At 37.1% G+C, this 21,779-nt stretch carries 20 protein-coding genes; 17 read left to right on the top strand and 3 right to left on the bottom strand.

Annotated features, from left to right (window positions below; genetic code table 11):
• The first annotated feature begins 373 nt into the window (after positions 1-373).
• Genes I2C87_RS03150 through I2C87_RS03160 form a run of 3 tightly spaced genes read left to right on the top strand, consistent with a single transcriptional unit; the run spans position 374 to position 2,910 of the window.
• Complete coding sequence (locus I2C87_RS03150) at positions 374-730, top strand: SAG1252 family conjugative relaxosome accessory protein (protein ID WP_000817622.1); 357 nt, start codon at positions 374-376, stop codon at positions 728-730.
• 4 nt (positions 731-734) lie between these two features.
• On the top strand, positions 735-1,100 hold the full coding sequence (locus tag I2C87_RS03155) for a MobC family plasmid mobilization relaxosome protein (protein ID WP_000401233.1): 366 nt from the start codon (positions 735-737) through the stop codon (positions 1,098-1,100).
• Positions 1,087-2,910, top strand: a complete 1,824-nt coding sequence (locus I2C87_RS03160) for an SAG1250 family conjugative relaxase (RefSeq protein WP_195323912.1) — start codon at positions 1,087-1,089, stop codon at positions 2,908-2,910. Before I2C87_RS03155 ends, I2C87_RS03160 begins: the two co-directional genes overlap by 14 nt.
• A gap of 554 nt (positions 2,911-3,464) precedes the next feature.
• Here I2C87_RS03160 and I2C87_RS03170 read toward each other — a convergent pair.
• A complete protein-coding gene (locus I2C87_RS03170) occupies positions 3,465-4,328 on the bottom strand; it encodes a helix-turn-helix domain-containing protein (RefSeq protein ID WP_195323913.1) in 864 nt (287 codons plus the stop codon).
• A 205-nt stretch (positions 4,329-4,533) separates the two neighbouring features.
• On the opposite strand from I2C87_RS03170, the gene I2C87_RS10110 reads away from it, so the two are divergent.
• The 14 genes from I2C87_RS10110 (at position 4,534) to I2C87_RS03235 (ending at position 19,732) form a co-directional block, all read left to right on the top strand.
• Positions 4,534-4,704, top strand: a complete 171-nt coding sequence (locus I2C87_RS10110; protein ID WP_267471993.1) for a PhrA family quorum-sensing system peptide — start codon at positions 4,534-4,536, stop codon at positions 4,702-4,704.
• A gap of 164 nt (positions 4,705-4,868) precedes the next feature.
• A complete protein-coding gene (locus I2C87_RS03175) occupies positions 4,869-5,162 on the top strand; it encodes a hypothetical protein (RefSeq protein ID WP_195323914.1) in 294 nt (97 codons plus the stop codon).
• Between the two features lie 6 nt (positions 5,163-5,168).
• Positions 5,169-7,370: an FtsX-like permease family protein gene (locus I2C87_RS03180; protein ID WP_195323915.1), complete on the top strand. Its 2,202-nt coding sequence runs from the start codon at positions 5,169-5,171 to the stop codon at positions 7,368-7,370.
• A gap of 4 nt (positions 7,371-7,374) precedes the next feature.
• Positions 7,375-8,031, top strand: a complete 657-nt coding sequence (locus I2C87_RS03185) for an ABC transporter ATP-binding protein (protein WP_195323916.1) — start codon at positions 7,375-7,377, stop codon at positions 8,029-8,031.
• Between the two features lie 1,252 nt (positions 8,032-9,283).
• On the top strand, positions 9,284-9,505 hold the full coding sequence (locus tag I2C87_RS03190; protein WP_000286248.1) for a helix-turn-helix domain-containing protein: 222 nt from the start codon (positions 9,284-9,286) through the stop codon (positions 9,503-9,505).
• 304 nt (positions 9,506-9,809) lie between these two features.
• The gene (locus tag I2C87_RS03195; protein WP_000450956.1) at positions 9,810-10,079 is read left to right on the top strand and encodes a DUF3173 family protein; all 270 of its coding nucleotides are present in this window, start codon (positions 9,810-9,812) and stop codon (positions 10,077-10,079) included.
• Entirely contained in the window at positions 10,051-11,238 is a 1,188-nt protein-coding gene (locus I2C87_RS03200; protein WP_195323917.1) for a tyrosine-type recombinase/integrase, read from the top strand. Before I2C87_RS03195 ends, I2C87_RS03200 begins: the two co-directional genes overlap by 29 nt.
• 673 nt (positions 11,239-11,911) lie before the next feature.
• The gene (locus I2C87_RS03205; RefSeq protein WP_129822036.1) at positions 11,912-12,364 is read left to right on the top strand and encodes a hypothetical protein; all 453 of its coding nucleotides are present in this window, start codon (positions 11,912-11,914) and stop codon (positions 12,362-12,364) included.
• A gap of 185 nt (positions 12,365-12,549) precedes the next feature.
• Positions 12,550-14,286 carry an ABC transporter ATP-binding protein gene (locus tag I2C87_RS03210; protein WP_195323918.1) on the top strand — a complete coding sequence of 579 codons (1,737 nt, stop codon included), beginning with the start codon at positions 12,550-12,552 and terminating at the stop codon, positions 14,284-14,286.
• Positions 14,287-14,298: 12 nt separating this feature from the next.
• The gene (locus I2C87_RS03215) at positions 14,299-16,080 is read left to right on the top strand and encodes an ABC transporter ATP-binding protein (protein WP_195323919.1); all 1,782 of its coding nucleotides are present in this window, start codon (positions 14,299-14,301) and stop codon (positions 16,078-16,080) included.
• A 120-nt stretch (positions 16,081-16,200) separates the two neighbouring features.
• Positions 16,201-16,755, top strand: coding sequence for a GNAT family N-acetyltransferase (locus I2C87_RS03220; RefSeq protein ID WP_048716068.1), 555 nt, complete (start codon positions 16,201-16,203; stop codon positions 16,753-16,755).
• Positions 16,756-16,950: 195 nt separating this feature from the next.
• On the top strand, positions 16,951-18,270 hold the full coding sequence (gene brnQ, locus I2C87_RS03225) for a branched-chain amino acid transport system II carrier protein (RefSeq protein ID WP_195323920.1): 1,320 nt from the start codon (positions 16,951-16,953) through the stop codon (positions 18,268-18,270).
• Between the two features lie 159 nt (positions 18,271-18,429).
• Positions 18,430-19,137 carry a thiol-disulfide oxidoreductase-associated membrane protein CcdA2 gene (gene ccdA2 / locus I2C87_RS03230; RefSeq protein ID WP_023023299.1) on the top strand — a complete coding sequence of 236 codons (708 nt, stop codon included), beginning with the start codon at positions 18,430-18,432 and terminating at the stop codon, positions 19,135-19,137.
• Positions 19,138-19,159: 22 nt separating this feature from the next.
• On the top strand, positions 19,160-19,732 hold the full coding sequence (locus I2C87_RS03235) for a TlpA family protein disulfide reductase (protein ID WP_195323921.1): 573 nt from the start codon (positions 19,160-19,162) through the stop codon (positions 19,730-19,732).
• A 182-nt stretch (positions 19,733-19,914) separates the two neighbouring features.
• Here the strand turns inward: I2C87_RS03235 and I2C87_RS03240 are convergent, their stop codons facing one another.
• Positions 19,915-21,150 (bottom strand): NAD(P)H-dependent oxidoreductase, encoded by a 1,236-nt coding sequence (locus I2C87_RS03240; protein WP_048691258.1) that lies wholly within the window; start codon positions 21,148-21,150, stop codon positions 19,915-19,917.
• A gap of 18 nt (positions 21,151-21,168) precedes the next feature.
• A complete protein-coding gene (locus tag I2C87_RS03245; RefSeq protein ID WP_006596326.1) occupies positions 21,169-21,774 on the bottom strand; it encodes an NADPH-dependent FMN reductase in 606 nt (201 codons plus the stop codon).
• Positions 21,775-21,779 lie beyond the last annotated feature (5 nt).

Consider the following 21,779-nt stretch of genomic DNA (forward strand, 5'->3'; position numbering starts at 1 on the left):
AACACTCCTTGTAGATAATTCTGCTATTTGGATAAGTTCAACTTTTTAAGAGTCGAAAGGCTCTTTTTTCATACTCTTATTCTCCTGTGATAACTTTTCCAAATTCCCTTTGGTATACTTTTTTCAACTTTAAAAAATCCAACTAAGATTTTTCTCTGGGGGTTTGGGGGCGGAGCCACCAAGTTATCTTATCGTTAGCTGTCCAAACTGGAAGGTTTTAGTCAGCTGGCGATATGATTTTTGGGATATTGTGGACACAATATCTGAGCTCGCAAAGCCTTACAAGAATGAAAATCAGTTGGTGTAAAAGTGTACGGACATTGTACGGTAGCAGACATTGTCAGTACAGGTATTTTGGAAAGGAAGTAGCAGTATGAAACGAGACGTGCGTGATATTCGGAAACAATTTCGCCTAACAGATGAAGAGGAAAAGCAAATTTTAGCTTTGATGAGAGAGCAGGGAGATACTAATTTTTCAGATTTTCTCCGTAAAAGTTTACTCTCCTCTGATTTACAAAAACAGATAGAGATATGGTTCACCCTTTGGCAATCTCAAAAACTAGAACAAATCAGCCGTGATGTTCATGAGATTTTAATTTCGATCCAGTCAGAACGTCAAGTCACCCAGGAACATGTATCTATTCTCTTAACCTGCGTACAGGAATTGATTAAAGAAGTTGGCAACTCCATTCCTCTCAGTCAAGACTTCCAAGACAAATATATGAGGTAGACACATGGAACATCGTTACCGAATCAATCTCAAGAAAGTGTTTTTGTCTGATATTGAGTTGAACCAACTAAATAGAAATATAGACCAAAGTAGCTGCCAATCTTTTTCTGAATATGCGAGACGCACCCTACTTGACCCTGGAATGAATTTCATCACCATTGATACAAATGGCTACCAAGACTTAGTGTTTGAGTTGAAGAGGATTGGCAATAACATCAATCAGATTGCTCGAAGTGTGAACCAATCTCAGTTGATTTCTAGCGAAGAATTGCAAGAGTTGAAAAAGGGAATCGCTGAATTGATAAAAGAAGTTGAGAAAGAATTTACAATACAAGCTCAAAAGCTGAGGGAGTTCCATGGTCATCACTAAGCATTTTGCCATTCATGGAAAGAGTTATCGCAGAAAGCTCATCAAGTATATTCTCAATCCTGATAAAACAAAAAATCATACCTTAGTGTCGGATTATGATATGAGGAATTTTCTGGACTTTCCTAGCTATGAGGAAATGGTGCAGATGTATCATGAAAATTTTATCAACAATGACACGCTTTACGATTTTCGACACGATAGGCTGGAGGAGAAACAACGACAAATCCATGCTCACCATATTATTCAGTCCTTTTCGCCAGAGGACAATCTCACTCCTGAACAAATCAATCAGATTGGTTATGAGACCATGAAAGAATTGACTAGTGGAAAGTTTCGCTTTATCGTTGCGACCCACGTTGATAAAGACCATCTGCATAATCACATCATTATAAACTCGGTTGACAGCAATTCTGACAAAAAACTTAAGTGGGATTATAAAGTGGAGCGAAATCTTCGAATGATTTCAGATAGATTTTCTAAAATTGCAGGGGCGAAAATTATAGAGAATCGCTATTCTCACCAGCAGTATGAAGTTTATCGCAAGACCAATCACAAGTATGAACTCAAGCAGCGACTCTATTTTTTGATGGAACATTCTAGAGACTTTGAGGATTTCAAAAAGAATGCTCCACTACTACATGTAGAAATGGATTTTAGCCACAAGCATGCGACCTTTTTTATGACGGACTCATCCATGAAACAGGTGGTGCGTGGCAATAAACTCAATCGCAAGCAACCTTATACAGAAGAATTTTTTAAGAATTACTTTGCCAAAAGGGAAATGGAAGAACTCATGGAATTTCTCTTATCAAAGGCTGAGAATATAGATGACTTGATTGAAACTGCGAAACTTTTTGATCTAACTATCATTCCCAAACAAAAGCATGTGTATTTCCAGTTGGCAGGAGTGGAGGTAAAAGAGACAGAACTAGACCAGAAAAATCTTTATGGTGTAGAATTTTTCCAAGATTATTTTGAGAGTAGAAAAGATTGGCAAAATCCAGAAATTGAGGATTTGGTTCAATTTTATCAAGAAGAAAAATTTTCCAAAGAAAAAGAACTCCCAAGAGATGAGAAGTTCTGGGAATCCTATCAAGAGTTCAAGAGCAACAGAGATGCCGTTCATGAGTTTGAGGTAGAGTTGTCACTCAATCAAATTGAAAAAGTAGTAGATGATGGTATTTACATCAAGGTCAAGTTTGGTATTCGTCAGGAGGGGCTTATCTTTGTGCCGAATATGCAGCTCGATATTGAAGAGGAGAAGGTGAAAGTTTTTATTAGAGAAACTAGCTCCTACTATGTCTATCATAAAGACGATCCTGAGAAGAATCGCTACATGAAAGGTCGAACATTGATTAGACAGTTCAGCTCTGAAAATCAAACGATTCCATTCCGCAGAAAAACGACAGTCGATATGATTAAAGAGAAGATTGAGGAAGTGTATACTTTACTTGAGCTGGATATGGATAAGCACTCTTATATTACAATTAAAGATGATTTAATTCATGAATTGGCAGCTTCAGAATTGAGAATCAATGCTTTGCAAGAACGAGTGACAACCTTAAATCAAGTAGCAGAATATTTACTGGCTTCAGTTGAAAATAAGCAAAAAATGAAATTGAATCTTTCAAAATTGAATATAACTGATAAAATTGGCATTGATGTTGTTGAGAAGGAATTGAATGAGTTAGGTATCCAGATAGAATTAGAGAGCAATAGATATGAAAATATCGTATTTAAAGTGAATAAGTTTATCAATCGTTTGAGTAAGAAAATTTCAAAAGAAGAAGGGATATGTTTTCAAAAATAGGAACCCAGACAACCATTATATAAAATGTGTATCTTTTATAAAACATATTTGAAATTATGATAATTTTTATTGCATCAGTCGTAGATTTAGTTATCACATACGATACAAAAAAATCATCATTTTGAGCAAATATCTCCTTATATTTATTCACTTATTTCCTTACTAGTTTTTTTTTGATTTGTTGGATAAATTCAACTGCTCAATGGTTTTATCTTATCGTTTACTCTTATTTATCATTTTTCTTTTCAATCTCTTTGCCAAGATGAACCTGACTTCAGCTATCAAACTGGAGCAGGTTGAGAAAGAAATCGAAGAAAATCAAAGATTTATGACTAAATGGATAGATGATTACGAATATAAGGTTAGGAGATTAGAGAATTTTATCAATATACTTGATAATACAAGAAATCAAAATGTTACCAAATTAGAACGGGAAACAAAATCAGTATAGTTATTGGAGATGCCATGGAAAAATTATAAGGCTGATAGTATTAATATCACTATCAGCCTTACAGGTTATTTAACGTTTCAGAAAAACTATAATGTAAGATTAACTATACAGTATCTAATTCCTTCAAATAATTTTCTATCTTCATCAACATTAAAGGATTGATATAAATCTTACATAACTCTCTTGCTTCTATATAATAATTTTTGACTTGTTCTTTGTCTAGAAATTCGGCTCCAGCATTTCCTACAAGAATAAGTAGAGGAGCCAGTTGGTAGCTTGTCTGTCTTTGTTTACATAGTTCAATCGTCTCAAGAGCTTCTTGGATGGCTTCGTTATATTTTTCCTTTGACACTAGGTAGTGAGCGTAGTTGTAACGAACTCTGATGTAGCCAAATAAAAACTCTTGATGCTCAAAATTTTTTGTCTGATATAATTCCATTAAATGAGAGTAGTTCTTTTCATAATCTTCTTCACGACCAACAAGGGAGTAGAAATTAGACAGTGTGTTTAATACTTTTAAGTAAATCAGAGTATTTGAGGAGACTTTTAATAATATATTTTCCAATGAAGAAATAGCCTCACACTTACTGTCATATTGATAGAAGTCAATAATAGCTTTAATCCATTCAAGGTAAGTTCGGTCTTCTAGTGTTAGAAAAGTACTTCGTTCAATCTCTATTCTATAAATATATTCCAAATCTTCATAATTTCTGTCATCTAATAGTCGAGCAGATAATTGCTTGAAATTAGAGAGGTTAGATTTAATTTCAATTTGTTCATTAAAAAAATAATCTAATGGTACTTCAAGTCGTTGGGAGAGTTTGAACAAAAGGTCTGCGGAGGGAATGAAATGCCCTCTCTCAATTTTACTAATCTGGCTTTGTTCACAAATTCCTTCTGCAAGAGTTTGTTGGGAGAGTCTCAACTCTTTTCTTTTCAATCTGAATTTCTCTGCGAGTGTATTCATTAAAGATAATAAACCTTCCTATTTGCTTAATTTCATTATAAAATTTTTAGTTCAAAATAGCAAGTTAATAGCAAGTTAAAGGAATAAATAATTCTTTATGGTAATAAAAAAAAAAAAAAAAAGTTCAAAATGTAATAAAAACAATTGACTAAGTAATATATATATGTTAGAATAAAAACAAGGAAACAGAAAGGGGTTTCATTGCATGAGAAAAAAACGTGGAATTAAAAAATTAGTTACATTTGCATTACTAGGTGTTTTTATGTTTAGTAATACAATTCCTTACCAACAGTTTATTCAGAAGAATAAACAATTTGAGATTCGAGTGCAATCACAAAAGAATTCCAATGGTCTTGATGTTGGGAAGGCTGATTAGTTGATTAAATGATGAAAATACTATTAACTATATAGTATTTCTGTTTCATCTAATTTTTAATTAGAAAGAAGGGATTCCAATGTACTAGGGTGTGATTTGTTGATACTCCTAAATGCAGTCATTGTTATTGTTAGATTTTAAGTGAAAGAAATGAGGGCTTTACGATGAAGAAAAGCATAAAAAAAATAATTACAACATCTTTACTTGCACTGACTTTAGCTGGTGCAGGTGGTTCGATTGTTTCAGCTGCAACAGTTTGGTATAAAGGTACTGCAGTTTATTGGAATTATGGTCGTGTTGCTGGTCTTTGGAGCTATTCAAATGTTCAGACTGGTGTTTACGAACACTCATCATCTGCTAACGGGGCATTCTCAGGCTGGAAATCCCCTGGAGTAGAAGCACGTGCTTCTAAATACATCGGAACTGGTACAGCTGAATGTTACTGGAATTGTAGGTAAGTACCTATGACATACAAAAACATGTTATTAGGTAAAATGAAATACTTAATCCTGTTTTTGATTGCCATCCAGAGTGTCTTACTTGCTCTGGTGGCAATTTTTTTAGCAGGTTTACAGTATCAACAGTCATGGCAGAGTTATAATCATCATTCCGGGACCGTAACAGTTTATCTTCAGAAGTTAACAGAAGAGCAATCACAAGATGTATTTAATTATTTTTTAGAACAGAGTGACTTGTCCATATGGACAAAACGTTCTGAAAGTAGTGATACAGGAGAAGGTCTAAATAGGATTTATATAGACATCCTTGGTAGCTCTGCTGGTTTTTCAGATTTTGAAAGTACGGGTAAAATAGTTGTCTCACAACAACAATTTGCAAATTTATTATCTCATAGTGATAATAGTATGACTATTGGACTTGACAAAGGCTCAAATAATATGCTTTACGAGCTTCCAGATTTATTATTTAGCACACCTGTAGTCATTGAACGATTAGATTTCACTTTCCAAAACACTAATACGATTAATGGGATATACCATATCAATGGTCTCCACGATGCTGTCTCAAGAGATAACTTTTTGTTGCATCTTTCAAAGGTGTCAGGTATTTCTGTTGAGGATTTGACAAAAGAAAGTTTTGGAAGTAGTACTGATCAGGGAATTTGGGGAATAATACTTGCTATCAGCATCTTAGTAAATGCCTTCATTTTACTGATCCTATTCTTAATCTGTGTTCTTCAATCCTTTAAACATTTCGGAACATTGATTCTTTTAGGATGGGATAGAAAAGAATTATGGTCTGCTTTTTTCAAAAATTCTCTACTATTTTCAATCTACATTATTCCAATTATCTCTTTATGTAGTTGGTTGTTGTCAGGCTGGTCTAGTTTTGGTTTATCATCGTTTATTCTAGTTTTTGCTGGAGTCAGCCTCTCAGTCTTGTTACTACTATTTATATTCATTATTCCAACGATTATTGTTTATTCGGTTTCTCCATTATCCGCAATTCATAAACGATTACCAATGAAGCCTTTAATGGTAACCTGCTTGTTATTCTATACCTTGGTAGCTGGTTTGTTAATCGCAGTCAGTTACTCTTTAGATGCTCCAATGAATCAGTTTATTGATAATATCAAAGTATCTAGGGAGTGGAAGAATGTTGAAGATATGTACGTTATATCCAGCTTTGTTGAGGGAGATGATGTAGGTACTTATGCAGGAACTACAAATTCCCTCGAGCGTAGTATGTATAACTTTTACCAGCGTATATCTGAAATTCCAGGTGTCTATATTGCCAAAGGACAATTTTTTAATCAGGAGTCCCTTGATGCAGTCTATGGGACATACCAGCATGTCCCTAAAAAACCATTTTGGTATTTGAAATTCTCCTATAATTACCTGCAAGACCTAGGTATTCCCCTAAGTGATGAAGAGTTGCTAGAGATGAGGAATGGTACTCGACTTTATCTTCTACCTAACACGCTCAATACAGAAGAACTTGAGGTGATGAAGGCGTATTTACAGGAAAGTGTCACTGTAAAATCGGGAGATTTACAAACTAATTTCACAGAAAATCAGAAATTTATGTTCAAGGTTTACCAACCGTCTCGACCAATATTTACTTGGTCAGATTCCATTTCTTATGGTACAACTAGTGAGAATCCAGTTATTTTTGTCTCAACACCAGAGAATTCATATTTCATGGAGTCGGCAAACTTAGTTGTCAGTGGCTATAATGGTCTTTTGAAGATTCGTGATAGGGAAACGATGGAACAGGTAGTGTCCATTTTAGAAACAGAATTTCCAGATTTAACGGATAATCGGTTGAGTTTTACAACTGTCAAGAACTTTATCAATGGTCTTCAAAAAGATCTGAGTTATACATTTTATCTTTTCGGCACGATCATAGCGATTATCATAATTACGATGATGGCTATTTTCTGGAGTTTTGTCTTAATGTACCGCTTGTTATTTGAAGAAAAATTGTATGTTCAATACTTTATGGGATTCTCACCATGGAAAAGATATATTGGTGTGCTTTCTCTCATTATTAGTTTTTCTGTGATGGAACTAATCGTTTCTATCTTAGTGGGTTCTAAGTTGGGAATAGTCATGACACTAGCTACATTTTCTTTTCAGATAATGCTTCTTTACTTCAGCTTGTTCCGTAAAGAAGGAGAGAGTATCATACAATTATTTAAGGAGTAATCTCATGTCTAGAATTTCAGTACAAAGTGTATCAAAACAATTTGGTTCAAGAGAAATTTTCAAAGACTTAAGCTTTGATATTGAGGAAAATGAATTTGTAGCTTTAGTAGGACCTTCTGGTTCTGGAAAATCGACTATCCTCAATATGATTGGACTATTGGATACTGTTGACAGTGGTAAAATCCTAATCAACGGAAAAGTTTTGCCTAAGGTAAATTCGCAATCAGCAGCTCATTACCGAAGGAATGTCATCAACTATCTTTTTCAATCCAATGCACTCATTTCTACATCTAGTGTGAAAGATAACCTGATGCTTGCCATGACTTTTTCTAATTTCTCTAGACAGGAGAAGGAGCAGAGAATCAAGGAAACGCTAGAATTTGTTGGTCTACAAAATCGGTTAAATAGTAAAATCAATGAATTGTCGGGAGGTGAACAGCAGAGAATTGCGATTGTGAGAGCTATTTTAAAGCCTGGAGATATTGTCCTAGCAGATGAACCAACCGGATCGTTAGATCCTGAAATGTCTCAAAAAGCATTCGATTTGATTCGAACTTTGAGAGATCAATTTGGTAAAACAATTTTGGTTGTTACGCATAACATGGAGCAAGCACGGCAATGTGATAGGATCATTTCACTGGAGTCGGTTCTTGTAAATTAACTCAACCATTATTAACAGTTGATATGGTTACTTTAGATTATGGAATATCGAAGGAGGAGAGTTCAAACATAAAAAAATTACATACGATATTATAAAACAGCCAAGTTTGTCTAATCGTTTGGAGTTAAAAACACATGTACTGGTTGAAAATCATATTGATGACGTTATTTGTCTACATATCATTGCTAACAATAAATTATTAGATATGGTTCTTTTGCACCCATTTCAAAAGAAAATTATCTTTTTTCCATGTTATTTTGAGGAAGATATTGTGAAAGTCAAAGATGATGATGAAGTTGAGTAGGATTTGTTAGAATTTCAAAAAATTAGAGCATTTTTTGCATAGTAATATGTGTTGAAGGCTCAAAATCTATGGTAAAAAAGTAGTTTTGAAACGTATTACCTTCAAATATTTAGTTAAATAATGATTTAACATAAAAAGAAATTATTGAAGTTCTGGAAAGATGTTGTTTCAGTATTGAAATCATTGAGAAAAAGTGTGAAAAACTGGATTTGAAGAATTATTTTGATTATATTGTTTCGGATGACAATTGCTATTGAAGATTCGTACTCAGGGATACAGGGATCAACTAGTGCTGGTATTGCTACTATTGGACATTACGATAACCGATTGACTTTATTTAATGCTAAGGCAAATTGGAAGGCTAGAAGTATGCAAGAAGTATTGAACGCAATTCAATCACAACATGAGTTTTAAAACGTCTAGACGTACTTAGAAAAATAAAAAAGCGATATAGCAATTTTGCTCTATCGCTTTTTTTATTTTTCTAAAAACAGCGGTAAAAATACATGATTTTTCACTCTTAATAGTGAAGTCTAAAAATTGAGAGAGTTTTATGAAAAATCGTTCACCGCCATTTCCTACCTTATCAAATCTATATAAGGAGGAATAAAATGGTGTATTTTATCTATGTGAATGGGTTAAAAGTCCCTGTTTCCAGAGAAGTTCTTGTATGATTAATTTGTGAACATTTTCCTATAATTTTGTAATATTTTTGAGACTATAATATATTAGATAAACATGTCTTTTGTGTTTCACTTTATTTTACAATAAGACTAATTTTTGAAGTCAGTAATTTTAAATAGTTGATAAAATATTTGCTCTCAGACGGTTAATAGATATGCTTATGAGAAGCGTTTAATAAATTAATTTTAGTTCAAAATGTCCAGTTTGGACACTTTGAAAGATTTCCTAGTTTTATATATTATACTTTTCTCAGGAGAAAGCTAGATGTACAGACGTTTGAGAGATTTGAGGGAAGATCACGATTTGACCCAAAAACAAATAGCTAAAATACTTTCGTTTACAAACTCAGCTTATGCTAAAATTGAACGGGGTGAGCATGCCTTGACGGCAGATGTATTGGTAACTCTCTCAAACTTTTACGATGTCAGTACAGACTATCTATTGGGATTGACAGATTTTCCTGATAAAATTCGCTTTAGAAAATAATCTCCTCAATTTCATAGAGTGTGAAAATGAGGAGATTTTTATTTGTTCTTTGACATTTGAATAGTCCAAAATGGTACTTTCCTCATTTGTGGAGCAGATTTGAATGGCTCGCCATGATAAGAGCGATTTTAAAACCATCAATAAAATAGAGCGATACTTTATATGCCATGATACAAATGATATACAATGATACTTCTGACCGTTCAGGCTGCCACCGTAAAAGAGCAGTAAGTGAAATTCTTATGATGACTTCATCAGTCATGCCATGGAGGTGAAAAAATCTAAGAAAGGAAGTAATAATATCATGGAAACAGTAAACTATAAAGATTTAGTTGCGATTGGTTTTCCAGAGCACACATCAAGAAATATTATTAGACAAGCAAAAAAGATTGCTGTAAAAAAGTTTGAAGAAGCTAGAAAAAATGATAAGAATGCGGTACAATTAGGATGTTCACCTTTCGATAATAAAAGGTTAGGCATTGCTCCTAAAAATATTGTAGAAAATTTAATTGGTATTTCTTTTTCAGATATAGAAGGTGAGAAAAATGGTTATATCAAAGACAAAGAAATATAAAGGTGTATACAAAGATTCAAAAGGAAAAATTTATTTTCAAATTGAATTAGGAGTTGATCCAATAACTGGGAAAAGAATTCAAAAGAAAGGAAGGAAAAATCAACAGGGACTACCGTTTAATTCTTTTAAGGAAGCATATGAAGAGATACTTCGTTTAAAACATGAATTTGTGAACTCTACTATTAATAATAGTTTTCTAACTTTTAGAGAGTTTATGGAAGAGATTTATTTAAAATATTATCAACAAAAAGTTCAATTTGTAACTTATCAGACCGCTTTACCACATCATCAGTTATTTATTAAGCAATTTGGTAGTAAAAAATTATCAGATATTAGTACTATTGACTGTGAAAGATTTCGCTTAGCTATTATAGACAAGTATTCTAGTAACTATGCTAAAAATATGTGGTCTAGATTTAAAGCATGTCTGGGTTATGCAGAAAGATTGGGTTATATTGATAGAGTTCCTTTTAAAGGATTAGATAATCCTAGAGGAAAGCACCCTGATACAAAATTTTGGACTTTTGATGAATTTAAGAAAGTAATAAACTCTTTTGATATTAGTGAGTATGAGGGACTCCATAACTACATGACGATCTGGTTATATTTTATGACTGGTTTAAGAGTTAGTGAGGGTATTGCTCTTAAATGGGAAGATATTGATTTTGAACGTAAATGGATTCATGTTCATTCGACAATTGAAAAAGATAAAAACGGTGTATGGTATGCTAAACAACAAACAAAGACAATAGCAGGGAATCGTAAAATTGATTTAGATGATTTTACGATTACAATACTTAAAAAATGGCGAGAAGTTCAAATCAAGAATGATGATAAAGATTATGTAGTATCACGTTTTGGTGCCCCCTTGTGTAAGTCTACAATTTCTAGGATAATAAAAAGGCATGCTAAGATTACTGGCGTACCAGAAATTACGGGGAAAGGATTAAGACATAGTCATGCATCTTATCTTATAAATGTGTTACATAAGGACACTTTATATGTTTCATATCGATTAGGACACGCTGATAAGTCAACCACGTTGAATACATATAGTCACTGGTATTATTCAGGTGATTCAACAATTTCAGAAGAGATTACAAACAGTTTAGATAATCTTGGATTATCAATTTACCTACCAAATTCCTGCCAAGGTTGAAAATTGAGGAATTAACCCACTAATACTGGGGGAAAATAGGATTTGCAAATTGTTACTCTTAAATAATAGAGTTTCCAATCAAAATGTAAACCGAGGTTTAGGCCTCGGTTTTTTTGTGTACATTTTTGAGATTAAGTTTTTTTAAAAAAATTTATTCTGTACTTTGTCTACTGTAGGATTCTATCTAAATTTTTCAAGATTAGAAAGCTGTTTTCGATTGCATTTAAGTCCGAAAGTGATATTAGCAGCTTTTTAACCGAATGAAACTATTAAACACAAAATAGGAATCAGAAATCTTTGAGGATTAAATGATTGTCTATTTTTTTAAATCATACTTCTTTAAACTTAATTTCTGTCAATCAACATATCTACAATTCTTTTATATTTGATGAAATAATATAAATTAGGAAAATTTAAAATTCAAACGTCAAAAATAAAATATATAAAGTAGATAGTATAGGGCTATCTACTTTTTGGGTCTCCAGAAAATAGGTATTGAGCTAATCAAAATGCTGATTTCTGTTGGATTTATCAAATCGAAACCCTAATTTTTGGGAGTGTGTTGCCTCCACCGAATAGTGTTCTACTTTCCAAGTTTTTACTAATTTATTATGTTGTTAGACTTTTATTTTTTTGATAGAATAGTTTTTATAAACAAAAAAGGAGATTTCTGATGAAATACTTTAAACGTCTTGTCTTTGCTGCTTTATTGGCAGTTGGTGCAATTTTCCTTGTAGCTTGTGGTTCTACAACTAGCGACAATGGGAAATATGTCTATAAAGCTGAGAAGGATCAAATTAAAAGTATCCTTAAAAAGCAAGGGGCTACTGATGAGCAACTTGAGCAGGTTATTGATCAATTTGATTTGACAATGACAATTGAAATCAAAGATACAAAAGCTAAGATGATTATCAAAATGAAAGCTCTTGGTGAAAGCAAGGAGAAAACAATTGACCTGAAAGCTGATCAGAATGCTAAAACTCTTGAATCAGCAGAAGGTGGTAAAGATAAAGTCAAGTATAAGATTGATGGTGATGTTTTGACTTTGGATGTATCAAAAGCTGATTCTAGTGATTATGAAGTTTTTGCTTTCTTCAAAGATGCAAAATTCAAACGTCAAAAATAATCGTATATAGAGAGGATAGCGGAGGCTATCCTCTTTTTTATTCTTTGCTTTTCATCAGCTCTTTTCCTTGCTAGCCTAGGGGGGATCTGATATAATAGGGATGACTTGAAGGAGCCAACGTGCTTTGTAAAATAGCTTAAAAAGTGCTTGAGGGTGCTTTTTTATTGTATAGAGAGGAGAAAGGTATGGGATATATTTGGTCCTATTTGAGAAAATATCCAAAATGGTTGTGTTTGAATTTTACAGCAGCCATCTTTTTTGTGATTGTCAATCTCGGTTTGCCAACTGTTCTAGCTCGTATGATTGATGAGGGGATCAATCCGAGAGATATGGAACGGGTTTATTTTTGGGCCTGGATTATGTTTGGTGTGATCATTGTGGGGATTCTCGGTCGAATCGTTCTGGCCTATGCAGTTGGGAAGATCACTACCACCATGGTCATGGATATGCGAAATGATCTTTATGAGAAGCTTCAGGAATATTCCCACCATGAGTATGAGAAGATTGGGGTTTCTTCCTTGGTAACGCGGATGACGTCTGATGCCTTCGTCTTGATGCAGTTTTCTGATCAGATGTTGAAGCTTGGCGTCATTACCCCTATCATGATGCTGTCGAGTATTCTGTTAATTTTACAGACGAGTCCATCGCTTGCCTGGATTGTGGCGATTTCGATGCCATTTTTGGCTGTGGTCGTCTGGTATGTAGCTATCAAGACCAAACCTTTGTCAGAGAAGCAGCAGGAAACCCTGGATAAACTCAATCAATATGCGCGCGAAAACCTTACGGGACTTCGGGTGATTCGTGCTTTTGCGCGTGAAGAATTCCAAGAAGAAAAATTTGGCCAAGCCAATGCAATCTATGCGGACAACTCCAATAGACTCTTTAAATTGACCGGCTTGACGGAGCCGCTCTTTGTCCAAATCATCATCGCCATGATTGTAGCTATTGTGTGGTTCGCCTTGGATCCTCTAGGGGATGGAAGTTTAGAAATCGGGAATCTTGTCGCCTTTATCGAATACAGTTTCCATGCCTTGCTTTCTTTCCTATTCCTAGCTAATCTCTTTACCATGTATCCACGGACAGCTGTTTCTAGTCATCGTTTGAAGGAAATCATGGATATGCCGATTTCTATCGATCCAAATGAAAATGGAGTTACTGAGACTGAAACCAAGGGTTATTTGGAGTTTGACAATGTAACCTTCGCCTATCCTGGTGAGACAGAGAGTCCAGTCCTTCATAATATTTCCTTTAAGGCTAAGCCGGGCGAAACCATAGCCTTTATCGGCTCGACCGGTTCTGGAAAGTCCTCTCTGGTACAGTTGATTCCTCGATTCTATGATGTGACCCTAGGGAAAATCTTAGTGGATGGTGTAGATGTGCGTGATTTCAATGTCAAAGCCTTGCGCCATAAGATTGGATTCATCCCACAGAAGGCCTTACTCTTCACGGGGACTATTGCTGAAAACCTTCGTTACGGAAAAGAAGATGCCAGCATTGAGGAACTAGACAAGGCAGCAGATGTGGCCCAAGCTAAAGAGTTTATCGAAAGCAAGGAAGAGCAGTTTGACACTCATTTAGCAGAAGGGGGAAGCAACCTTTCTGGTGGACAGAAACAACGTTTATCCATTGCGCGTGCAGTTGTTAAGGAGCCGGATATCTATATCTTTGATGATTCCTTCTCGGCTCTTGACTACAAGACAGATGCAACACTAAGAAAACGTCTCAAGGAAGTAACAGGAGATGCGACCGTCTTGATCGTAGCCCAGCGGGTTGGGACCATCATGGATGCGGATCAAATCATCGTCTTGGATCATGGGGAAATCGTCGGTCGTGGAACCCACGAGGAACTCCTGGCAACCAATGAAATCTACAGTGAGATTGCTCGCTCTCAGTTGAATAACCAATCATTAACAGAAGAATAGGAGGGGGAGAAAATGAAAGAAAAACGTTCCAGTTTTGTACGTCTTTGGGGCTATCTAAGAGCTTATCGTTTTGCCGTTATTTTCGCTACACTCCTAAAGATTCTGAGTGTGGTTATGAGTGTTATTGAGCCCTATATTCTAGGGCTTGCTATCACAGAATTGACCGCTAACCTGACAGATATGGCTAGAGGAGTAGCGGGAGCTGAGATTAACGCCGGCTATGTTGGTTGGGTCATGATTGTCTATCTCTTCCGGGGAGTTTTGTATGAGCTTGGATCTTATTATTCCAACTATTTCATGACCAATGCCGTCCAAAGTATGATCGAGGATATGCGTAATGACCTATCTGAGAAGATTAATCGCATTCCTGTTTCTTACTTTGATCAGCACCAATTTGGCGATCTTCTGGGTCGCTTTACCAGTGATGTCGAGACGGTTTCAAACGCCTTGCAGCAGTCCTTCCTTCAAATTGTGAATGCCATTTTCACTTTAAGCTTGGTCATCGCTATGGTGCTCTATCTCAACCTCACTTTGGGGCTGATTGTGATTGCTTCTATCCCGATCACCTTCTTTGGTGCCCAGTTGATTATGAAGAAATCCCAGCCTTACTTTAAGGAGCAGGCTGATGTCCTTGGAGCTCTAAATGGTTTTGTTCAGGAAAACTTGAGTGGTTTCAACGTCTTAAAACTCTATGTACGGGAAGAATCATCGCAAGAAGACTTCCGTGACATTACCCGTCGTCTGCAGCAAGTTGGATTTAAAGCGAATTTTATTTCCGGACTGATGATGCCTATTCTGAATGCAATCTCTGATTTGACCTATCTTTTGGTCGCAGTTATCGGTGCCATTCAAGTTCTTGCCGGTCGTCTGACAGTTGGGAACATGCAGGCTTTTGTCCAGTATGTCTGGCAAATCAATCAGCCTATTCAGAACTTGAGCCAGTTAGCTGGAACCTTGCAAAGTGCCAAATCTTCACTGGACCGGGTCTTCCAAGTCCTTGATGAACCAGATGAAGTACTCGGTAAAAATGAAGCTCTAGACAAGGAATTGACTGGACAGGTTAGCTTTAACCATGTGGACTTCCAATATGTGGAAGATAAGCCATTGATCCGTGATTTTAACCTGGAAGTCAAGCCTGGTGAGATGGTGGCCATTGTCGGACCGACAGGGGCAGGGAAAACCACGCTAATCAATCTGCTGATGCGTTTCTATGACGTGACCAAGGGGGCTATTACGGTAGATGGACATGATATCCGCGACCTATCTCGCCAAGATTATCGCAAGCAGTTTGGGATGGTTCTTCAGGACGCTTGGCTTTATGAAGGGACCATAAAAGAAAATCTGCGCTTTGGAAACTTGGATGCAACAGACGAAGAGATTGTCGCTGCTGCCAAAGCTGCCAATGTAGACCACTTTATCCGGACGCTTCCGGGGGGCTACAATATGGAGATGAACCAAGAGTCTAGTAATATCTCTTTGGGACAGAAGCAGTTGTTGACTATTGCGCGTGCCCTGCTAGCTGATCCTAAAATTTTGATTTTGGATGAAGCGACATCCTCAGTGGATACCCGTCTGGAACTCTTGATTCAAAAGGCTATGAAGAACTTGATGAAGGGACGGACTAGCTTTGTCATTGCTCACCGCTTGTCTACAATCCAAGAAGCGGATAAGATTTTAGTTCTTAAAGAGGGGCAAATCATCGAACAGGGGAACCATGAGTCTCTTTTGGAAGCAAAAGGATTCTATTACGACTTGTACATGAGCCAATTTTCCAAGAAAGTAGAAGCTCAATAAAAACGTCAAAAAAGAGCAGTCGCTCTTGTTTGTTAGGCAAAACACTTCATTTTGTTAGAAGTCGGATTTCTTGAAGGTGGTTGTTTTATTTGCTATAATCGTAGCAGAAATGGAGGCTTTATGCGCTTAACCAGCCAATTAATCACTGAAACGTTCCCAGATTTGGATAAGGTCGAAAGGCTAAACATTGAGGCTTTTCCAGAAGAGGAACGGATTCCTTTATCGGAGTTTTTACGCTATACGGATAATGATGACGCTCACTTTTTCGCTTTTTACAATGAGGAAGAATTTGTCGGATTTGCCTTTGCTATTTCAAATGCTAAGGCCTTTTACGTCAGTTTCTTTGCCATTATGCCTCACTTGCGGAGTCACGGCTATGGTCAAGAAATTATTGAAAAATTAGTGGAATTTTACCAACGGACCATGTTGTTAGAAGTTGAGCGATTGGATGAAGAATGTGATAATCTAGAGCAACGTCAAGCTCGGATGGATTTCTATATTCGAAATGGCTTTAAAACAGCCAATGCTTTTCTTGAATACGAAGACCTTAGTTTCGAGATTCTCTACCGAGGAGAGGGCTTCGATGAGGAGGCCTATCGCGATATCTTCCGTAAACTTCAGGAAGAGAATTATTTTGATTTCCGCATCCAATACCGACGCTTTAGTGAAGATTAAAAACAAAAAGTGCTCCTCTGTTAGATAGCAGAGAAGCACTTTTTTAATTAATGGATGAAGAAGTATATAAGAATCTACAGTAGAGTCTTCTTTGTCTTAAGTTATTTTTAAATGCAATTATTCCAGTAAAAAGAATTGCCGTGGTGGAAGAAAGCTGATATACTAGATAAGATTGAAAAATGTAAAGGAGAACACATGTTACGAAAAGGTTCCTTAACAGGTTTACTGTTATTTGGTATTTTCTTCGGTGCAGGGAACTTAATCTTTCCGCCTGCACTAGGTGCCCAATCGGGTAGCCATTTTTGGCCAGCTATTGCTGGATTTGTCTTATCAGGAGTAGGAATTGCGATTATTACCTTGATTATTGGGACGCTCAATCCTAAAGGCTATATTCATGAGATTTCACGTAAAATCGCCCCTTGGTTTGCTATCGTTTATCTAGTAGCCTTGTACCTCTCTATTGGCCCTTTCTTTGCCATTCCGAGAACGGCTACCGTTTCCTACGAAGTTGGGATTGCCCCCTTGTTAGGAAATTCAAGTGGAAAACTTAGTCTCTTCGTTTTCACCTTGGTTTATTTCTGTTTAGCCTATTTGATTGCCCTTCACCCTTCTAAAATCTTAGATAGTATTGGTCGGATTTTAACTCCTGTCTTTGCAATCTTGATCGTAGTACTGGTTGTCCTAGGTGCTCTCAAGTACAGCGGACACGCGCCACAAGTAGCAACAGAAGCCTACCAAGCATCTGCCTTTGGTCAAGGTTTCCTTGAAGGGTATAATACCTTGGATGCCCTCGCTTCAGTGGCCTTTAGTGTGATTGCGGTAACTACCCTTAATCAACTTGGTTTCACCAGCAAAAAGGAATACATTAAAACCATCTGGATCGTTGGGATTGTTGTAGCCATTGGCTTTAGTATTTTATACATTGGCTTGGGTTACCTTGGAAATCATTTCCCAATTCCAGCAAAAGTAATGGCATCTGATGCCAATAAAGGGGTCTATGTTCTTTCAGAAGCGACCAAGGCTATCTTTGGCCCAGCTGCTCAAATCTTCCTTGCAGGTATGGTGACGGTGACTTGCTTCACTACAACAGCCGGTTTGATCGTGTCGACCGGGGAATTCTTCCATAACACCTTCCCTAAAATCTCTTACAAGGTCTATGCGACAGTCTTCACTTTGATTGGTTTTGCGATTGCCAATCTTGGCTTGAGCGCCATTATTGCCTATTCATTACCTGCCTTGATGATCCTCTATCCAATTACTATTACTATTGTGTTGATTGTGATTGTAAATAAATTTACTCAACTATCAAAACCAGGAATGCAACTAACTATTTTCTTAGTTAGCTTGGTGGCGATTGCAGATGTTCTTGCAAGCACCTTCAAACTTACAGGTCTGGCAAACGTCATTAAAACTTTACCATTTGCTGCCCAATCCCTCCCATGGTTACTCCCAGCAGTAGTTGGTATTGTCCTCTCTCTTTTCTTGCCAAATAAACAAAGTGCAGAAGAAGAATAAGTCGTCAATTGAACTCCAAAGTGATATGCTTTGGAGTTTTTGTTTGGCTTTGAAACTAGTTTCTAAATGATCGTTTAGAAATCAAAGCGTAGCAGAAATTTTTAATTTAGGAGTTGGAATGTTATACTAGTTGTAGCATATCAATATACGGAGTGTTTTATGAATCAAATCGTTTTCTCCTTCACTGTCTTTCTGGCAGGGATTCTCTCTTTTTTCTCTCCTTGTGTCTTTCCTTTGCTTCCGGTATACATCGGGGTTTTGCTAGGAAGTGATCAGGAAAAATCCATCCAAATTTTCGGGAAGAAGATTCGCTGGCATGGTCTTGTAAAGACCTTGTGTTTTATCGCAGGGATTTCTGTTATTTTCCTCATTATTGGTTTCGGAGCAGGTCTACTTGGTCAAATCATGTACACCAACTGGTTCCGATACTTGATGGGAGCGCTGATTATTATTCTTGGCCTTCATCAGATGGAAGTCTTTCACTTTAATTTCTTAGAAAAGCAAAAAACAATGGATTTCGGGGCGAACAAGCACAAGAATGAATTACTTTCAGCTTTTCTACTTGGGCTTGGTTTTAGCTTTGGCTGGACGCCATGTATCGGTCCGGTTCTAGGCTCTGTACTTGCCTTAGCAGCATCAAATGGTCAAGATGCCCTCATGGGTGCTCTCTATCTCTTTATCTATACACTAGGGATGGCTATTCCGTTTTTACTTTTGGCCTTAGCGTCTGGGATTGTTCTCCCATACTTTAATCGTCTAAAACCCCATCTCTTGTTACTGAAGAAAATTGGTGGCTTGATCATCATCATTATGGGGATTTTGTTACTCTTGGGACAATTGAATAGCTTGTCTGCTATCTTTTCATAAATCAAATGGAGGTTTACTCATTATGAAAGCTATTAAATACGCTTGTTTTTCGCTTCTTTCTCTATCCATCCTGACTGCTTGCTCTATGAATCAGTCCGAAAGTGGCATGAACAATCAATCCATGGATAATCAATCAATGACCAATACTAGCACAAGTAAACATCCTTTAGTAGGAAAAGAAGCTAGTGACTTCGAGCTAAAGGATATGAAGGGGAATACGGTCAAACTTTCAGACTATAGAGGCAAAAAGGTTTACTTGAAATTCTGGGCAACTTGGTGTGGTCCTTGCCGGCAAAGTATGCCTGAACTGAATAAACTGGTCGAAGAAAAGGACCGAGACTTTGAGATTCTTACCGTTATGGCACCGGGGATGCAAGGGGAAAAAACTGAAGAAGAGTTCGTCAAATGGTTTGCCGAACAAGACTATCAATCAGTTCCTGTTTTGTACAATCCGGATGGATCTGCCTTTATGAATTACCAAGTCCGTTCGATCCCTACGGAAGTCTTTATCGATAGCCAAGGAAAGATTGGACATGTTCAATTAGGGGCAATTTCAAACGAAGATGCTAAGAAGATTATCAAAGAGTTGAAATAAAAGAGGCTGGGACAAAAGTCCTAGCCTCTCAATTGTCTTTGGATGTCGAGCAAGACGCAGTGGTTGAGTGGGCTCTACTACGCTGATTTCATCAGCTTTTACAGCCCTACTCAACTGTGCGGAGGTGGGACGACGAAATCGAATTCTAATGAATTACCGATTTCTGTCCCACTCTCTTTTTATTAGTTGCTTGCACCAGATGTAGCATCAGCAGCTCCGTCACCGTGTCCTCCAGCATCTGAAGCACCTGAAGTTGCGTCTGCATCCCCATGGCCGCCAGCAGGAGCGAATGGTCCGCTACCGCCTACTAAACGTTGACCAGTTGTTTGAAGGTACCAATCCAACCATGGCTGGAAGTTAAAGACGATTTCGTTGATACCAGCATATGAACCATCTGGATAGTACATAGCTTGATAGTTGTGAGTATTGATCACGCCTTCAGGAGACCCTGGAACAATGGTACGAACATATTCTTGGTTTCCGTTGCGAAGAGTACCGATGACCCATTCAACATTTTTCATACGTGCTGGTGGAAGAGAACCGTGAACGGTTGACATCCGGCTACCTGATTGAGGTGGCACGCGTTTTGCAAACATGGTATCTGGATCTTGGTGGGCATTGTTGTAGTAGAGGAATTGGTTGTTGTCATCAGCATATGTCAATTCGAAAGGCATAGCTTTCAAGAACATATCGATTTGATTAACAGTCAGGATACCGTGGTCCAATTTGACATAAGTATCACCAGATACAGCTCCTGTAATTTCTGCTACTTTTTCTACCCAATCTGGATCATCCGGATCAACCTCAGTAATAGTAGTAGCGATTGGTTTTCCGCAATCCAAATCTTCTGGTTCAATTGGTTTTGGTTTTTTCAATTTAGAAACGACTCCTACGTATTTCACAAAGTTATCTAAGCAAGTTTCAAGGAATTTTACAGTCCCTTCGTTGATGATGTTGCCATCTGCGTCAAAAGCTTCTTTCGCTTTTCCTAGAAGGAATTCGTTCCCTGGAAGGGTATAGGCATTGACACCTGGAGCATCCAGAATCTTACGAAGGTGAACTTGGGCACGAGAAGTCCCTTGGTCATAGTAAGAAGCACCCACGATCATGACCGGTTTGCTTTCAAAAGGATGCACTTCATAGGAGAGCCATTCCAGTACAGATTTGAGGGAAGCGGAAATAGTGTGGTTGTGTTCAGGAGTTGCGATAATCACACCGTCAGCACGGGTAATTTTATTGTTGAGGAGACGCAATTGGAAGCTTTCGTCCCATTTCTCATCTTGGTTAAACATTGGAACTTCATCGATTTCAAGAACTTCCAATTCAAATTTGATCTTGAAGTGACGACGGATGAATTCCAAAAGTTTGCGGTTATATGATTGATCGTAGTTCGATCCTACAAGTCCTACAAATTTCATGCTAGTATGTCTCCTATCTTACAAGTTTTCCCAGTCGAAGTCTTCGGCATCTTTGCGAAGCAATTCTTGAGCGTTGCGCAGTTTTTCAGTAACTTTAACAAAGATACGGAAATCATCAAAGATGGCGTCGAGTTTCTTGATGACGTCAAGATCTACCAAATCACCATTTTGATCAAATGCTTGAAGAGAGTGAGAAAGCAAGAATTCGTCTGGAAGGACAGTGGCTTTAATTTCTGGTGAGTTCAAGATTTGACGCAGTTGCAATTGGGCACGAGATGAACCAAGTGTACCATAAGAAGCACCAGTAATCATCACTGGTTTGCTTAATAATGGATAGATCCCATAAGATAGCCAAGCAAGTGCACTCATCAATACAGCAGGGATGGAGTGATCATATTCTGGTGTACCAATGATTACGCCATCAGCTTCCTCAATTTTCGCAGCAATCTCTAAGATAGCTTCAGGAACTTGTTTGTTGGCTGGCTTGTTGAAGACAGGGATATCTTTGATCTCAACTAACTCAATCTCTGCCTTGTCAGCAAAATGCTTTTGCATGTATTGAAGTAGTTGGCGGTTTGTTGAACGTTTGGAGTTTGTTCCAACGATCGCAATAAGTTTTGTCATGGAAA

Source organism: Streptococcus sp. 1001283B150225_161107_H12 (assembly GCF_015552665.1).
In the GTDB taxonomy this organism is placed as follows: Bacteria; Bacillota; Bacilli; order Lactobacillales; family Streptococcaceae; genus Streptococcus.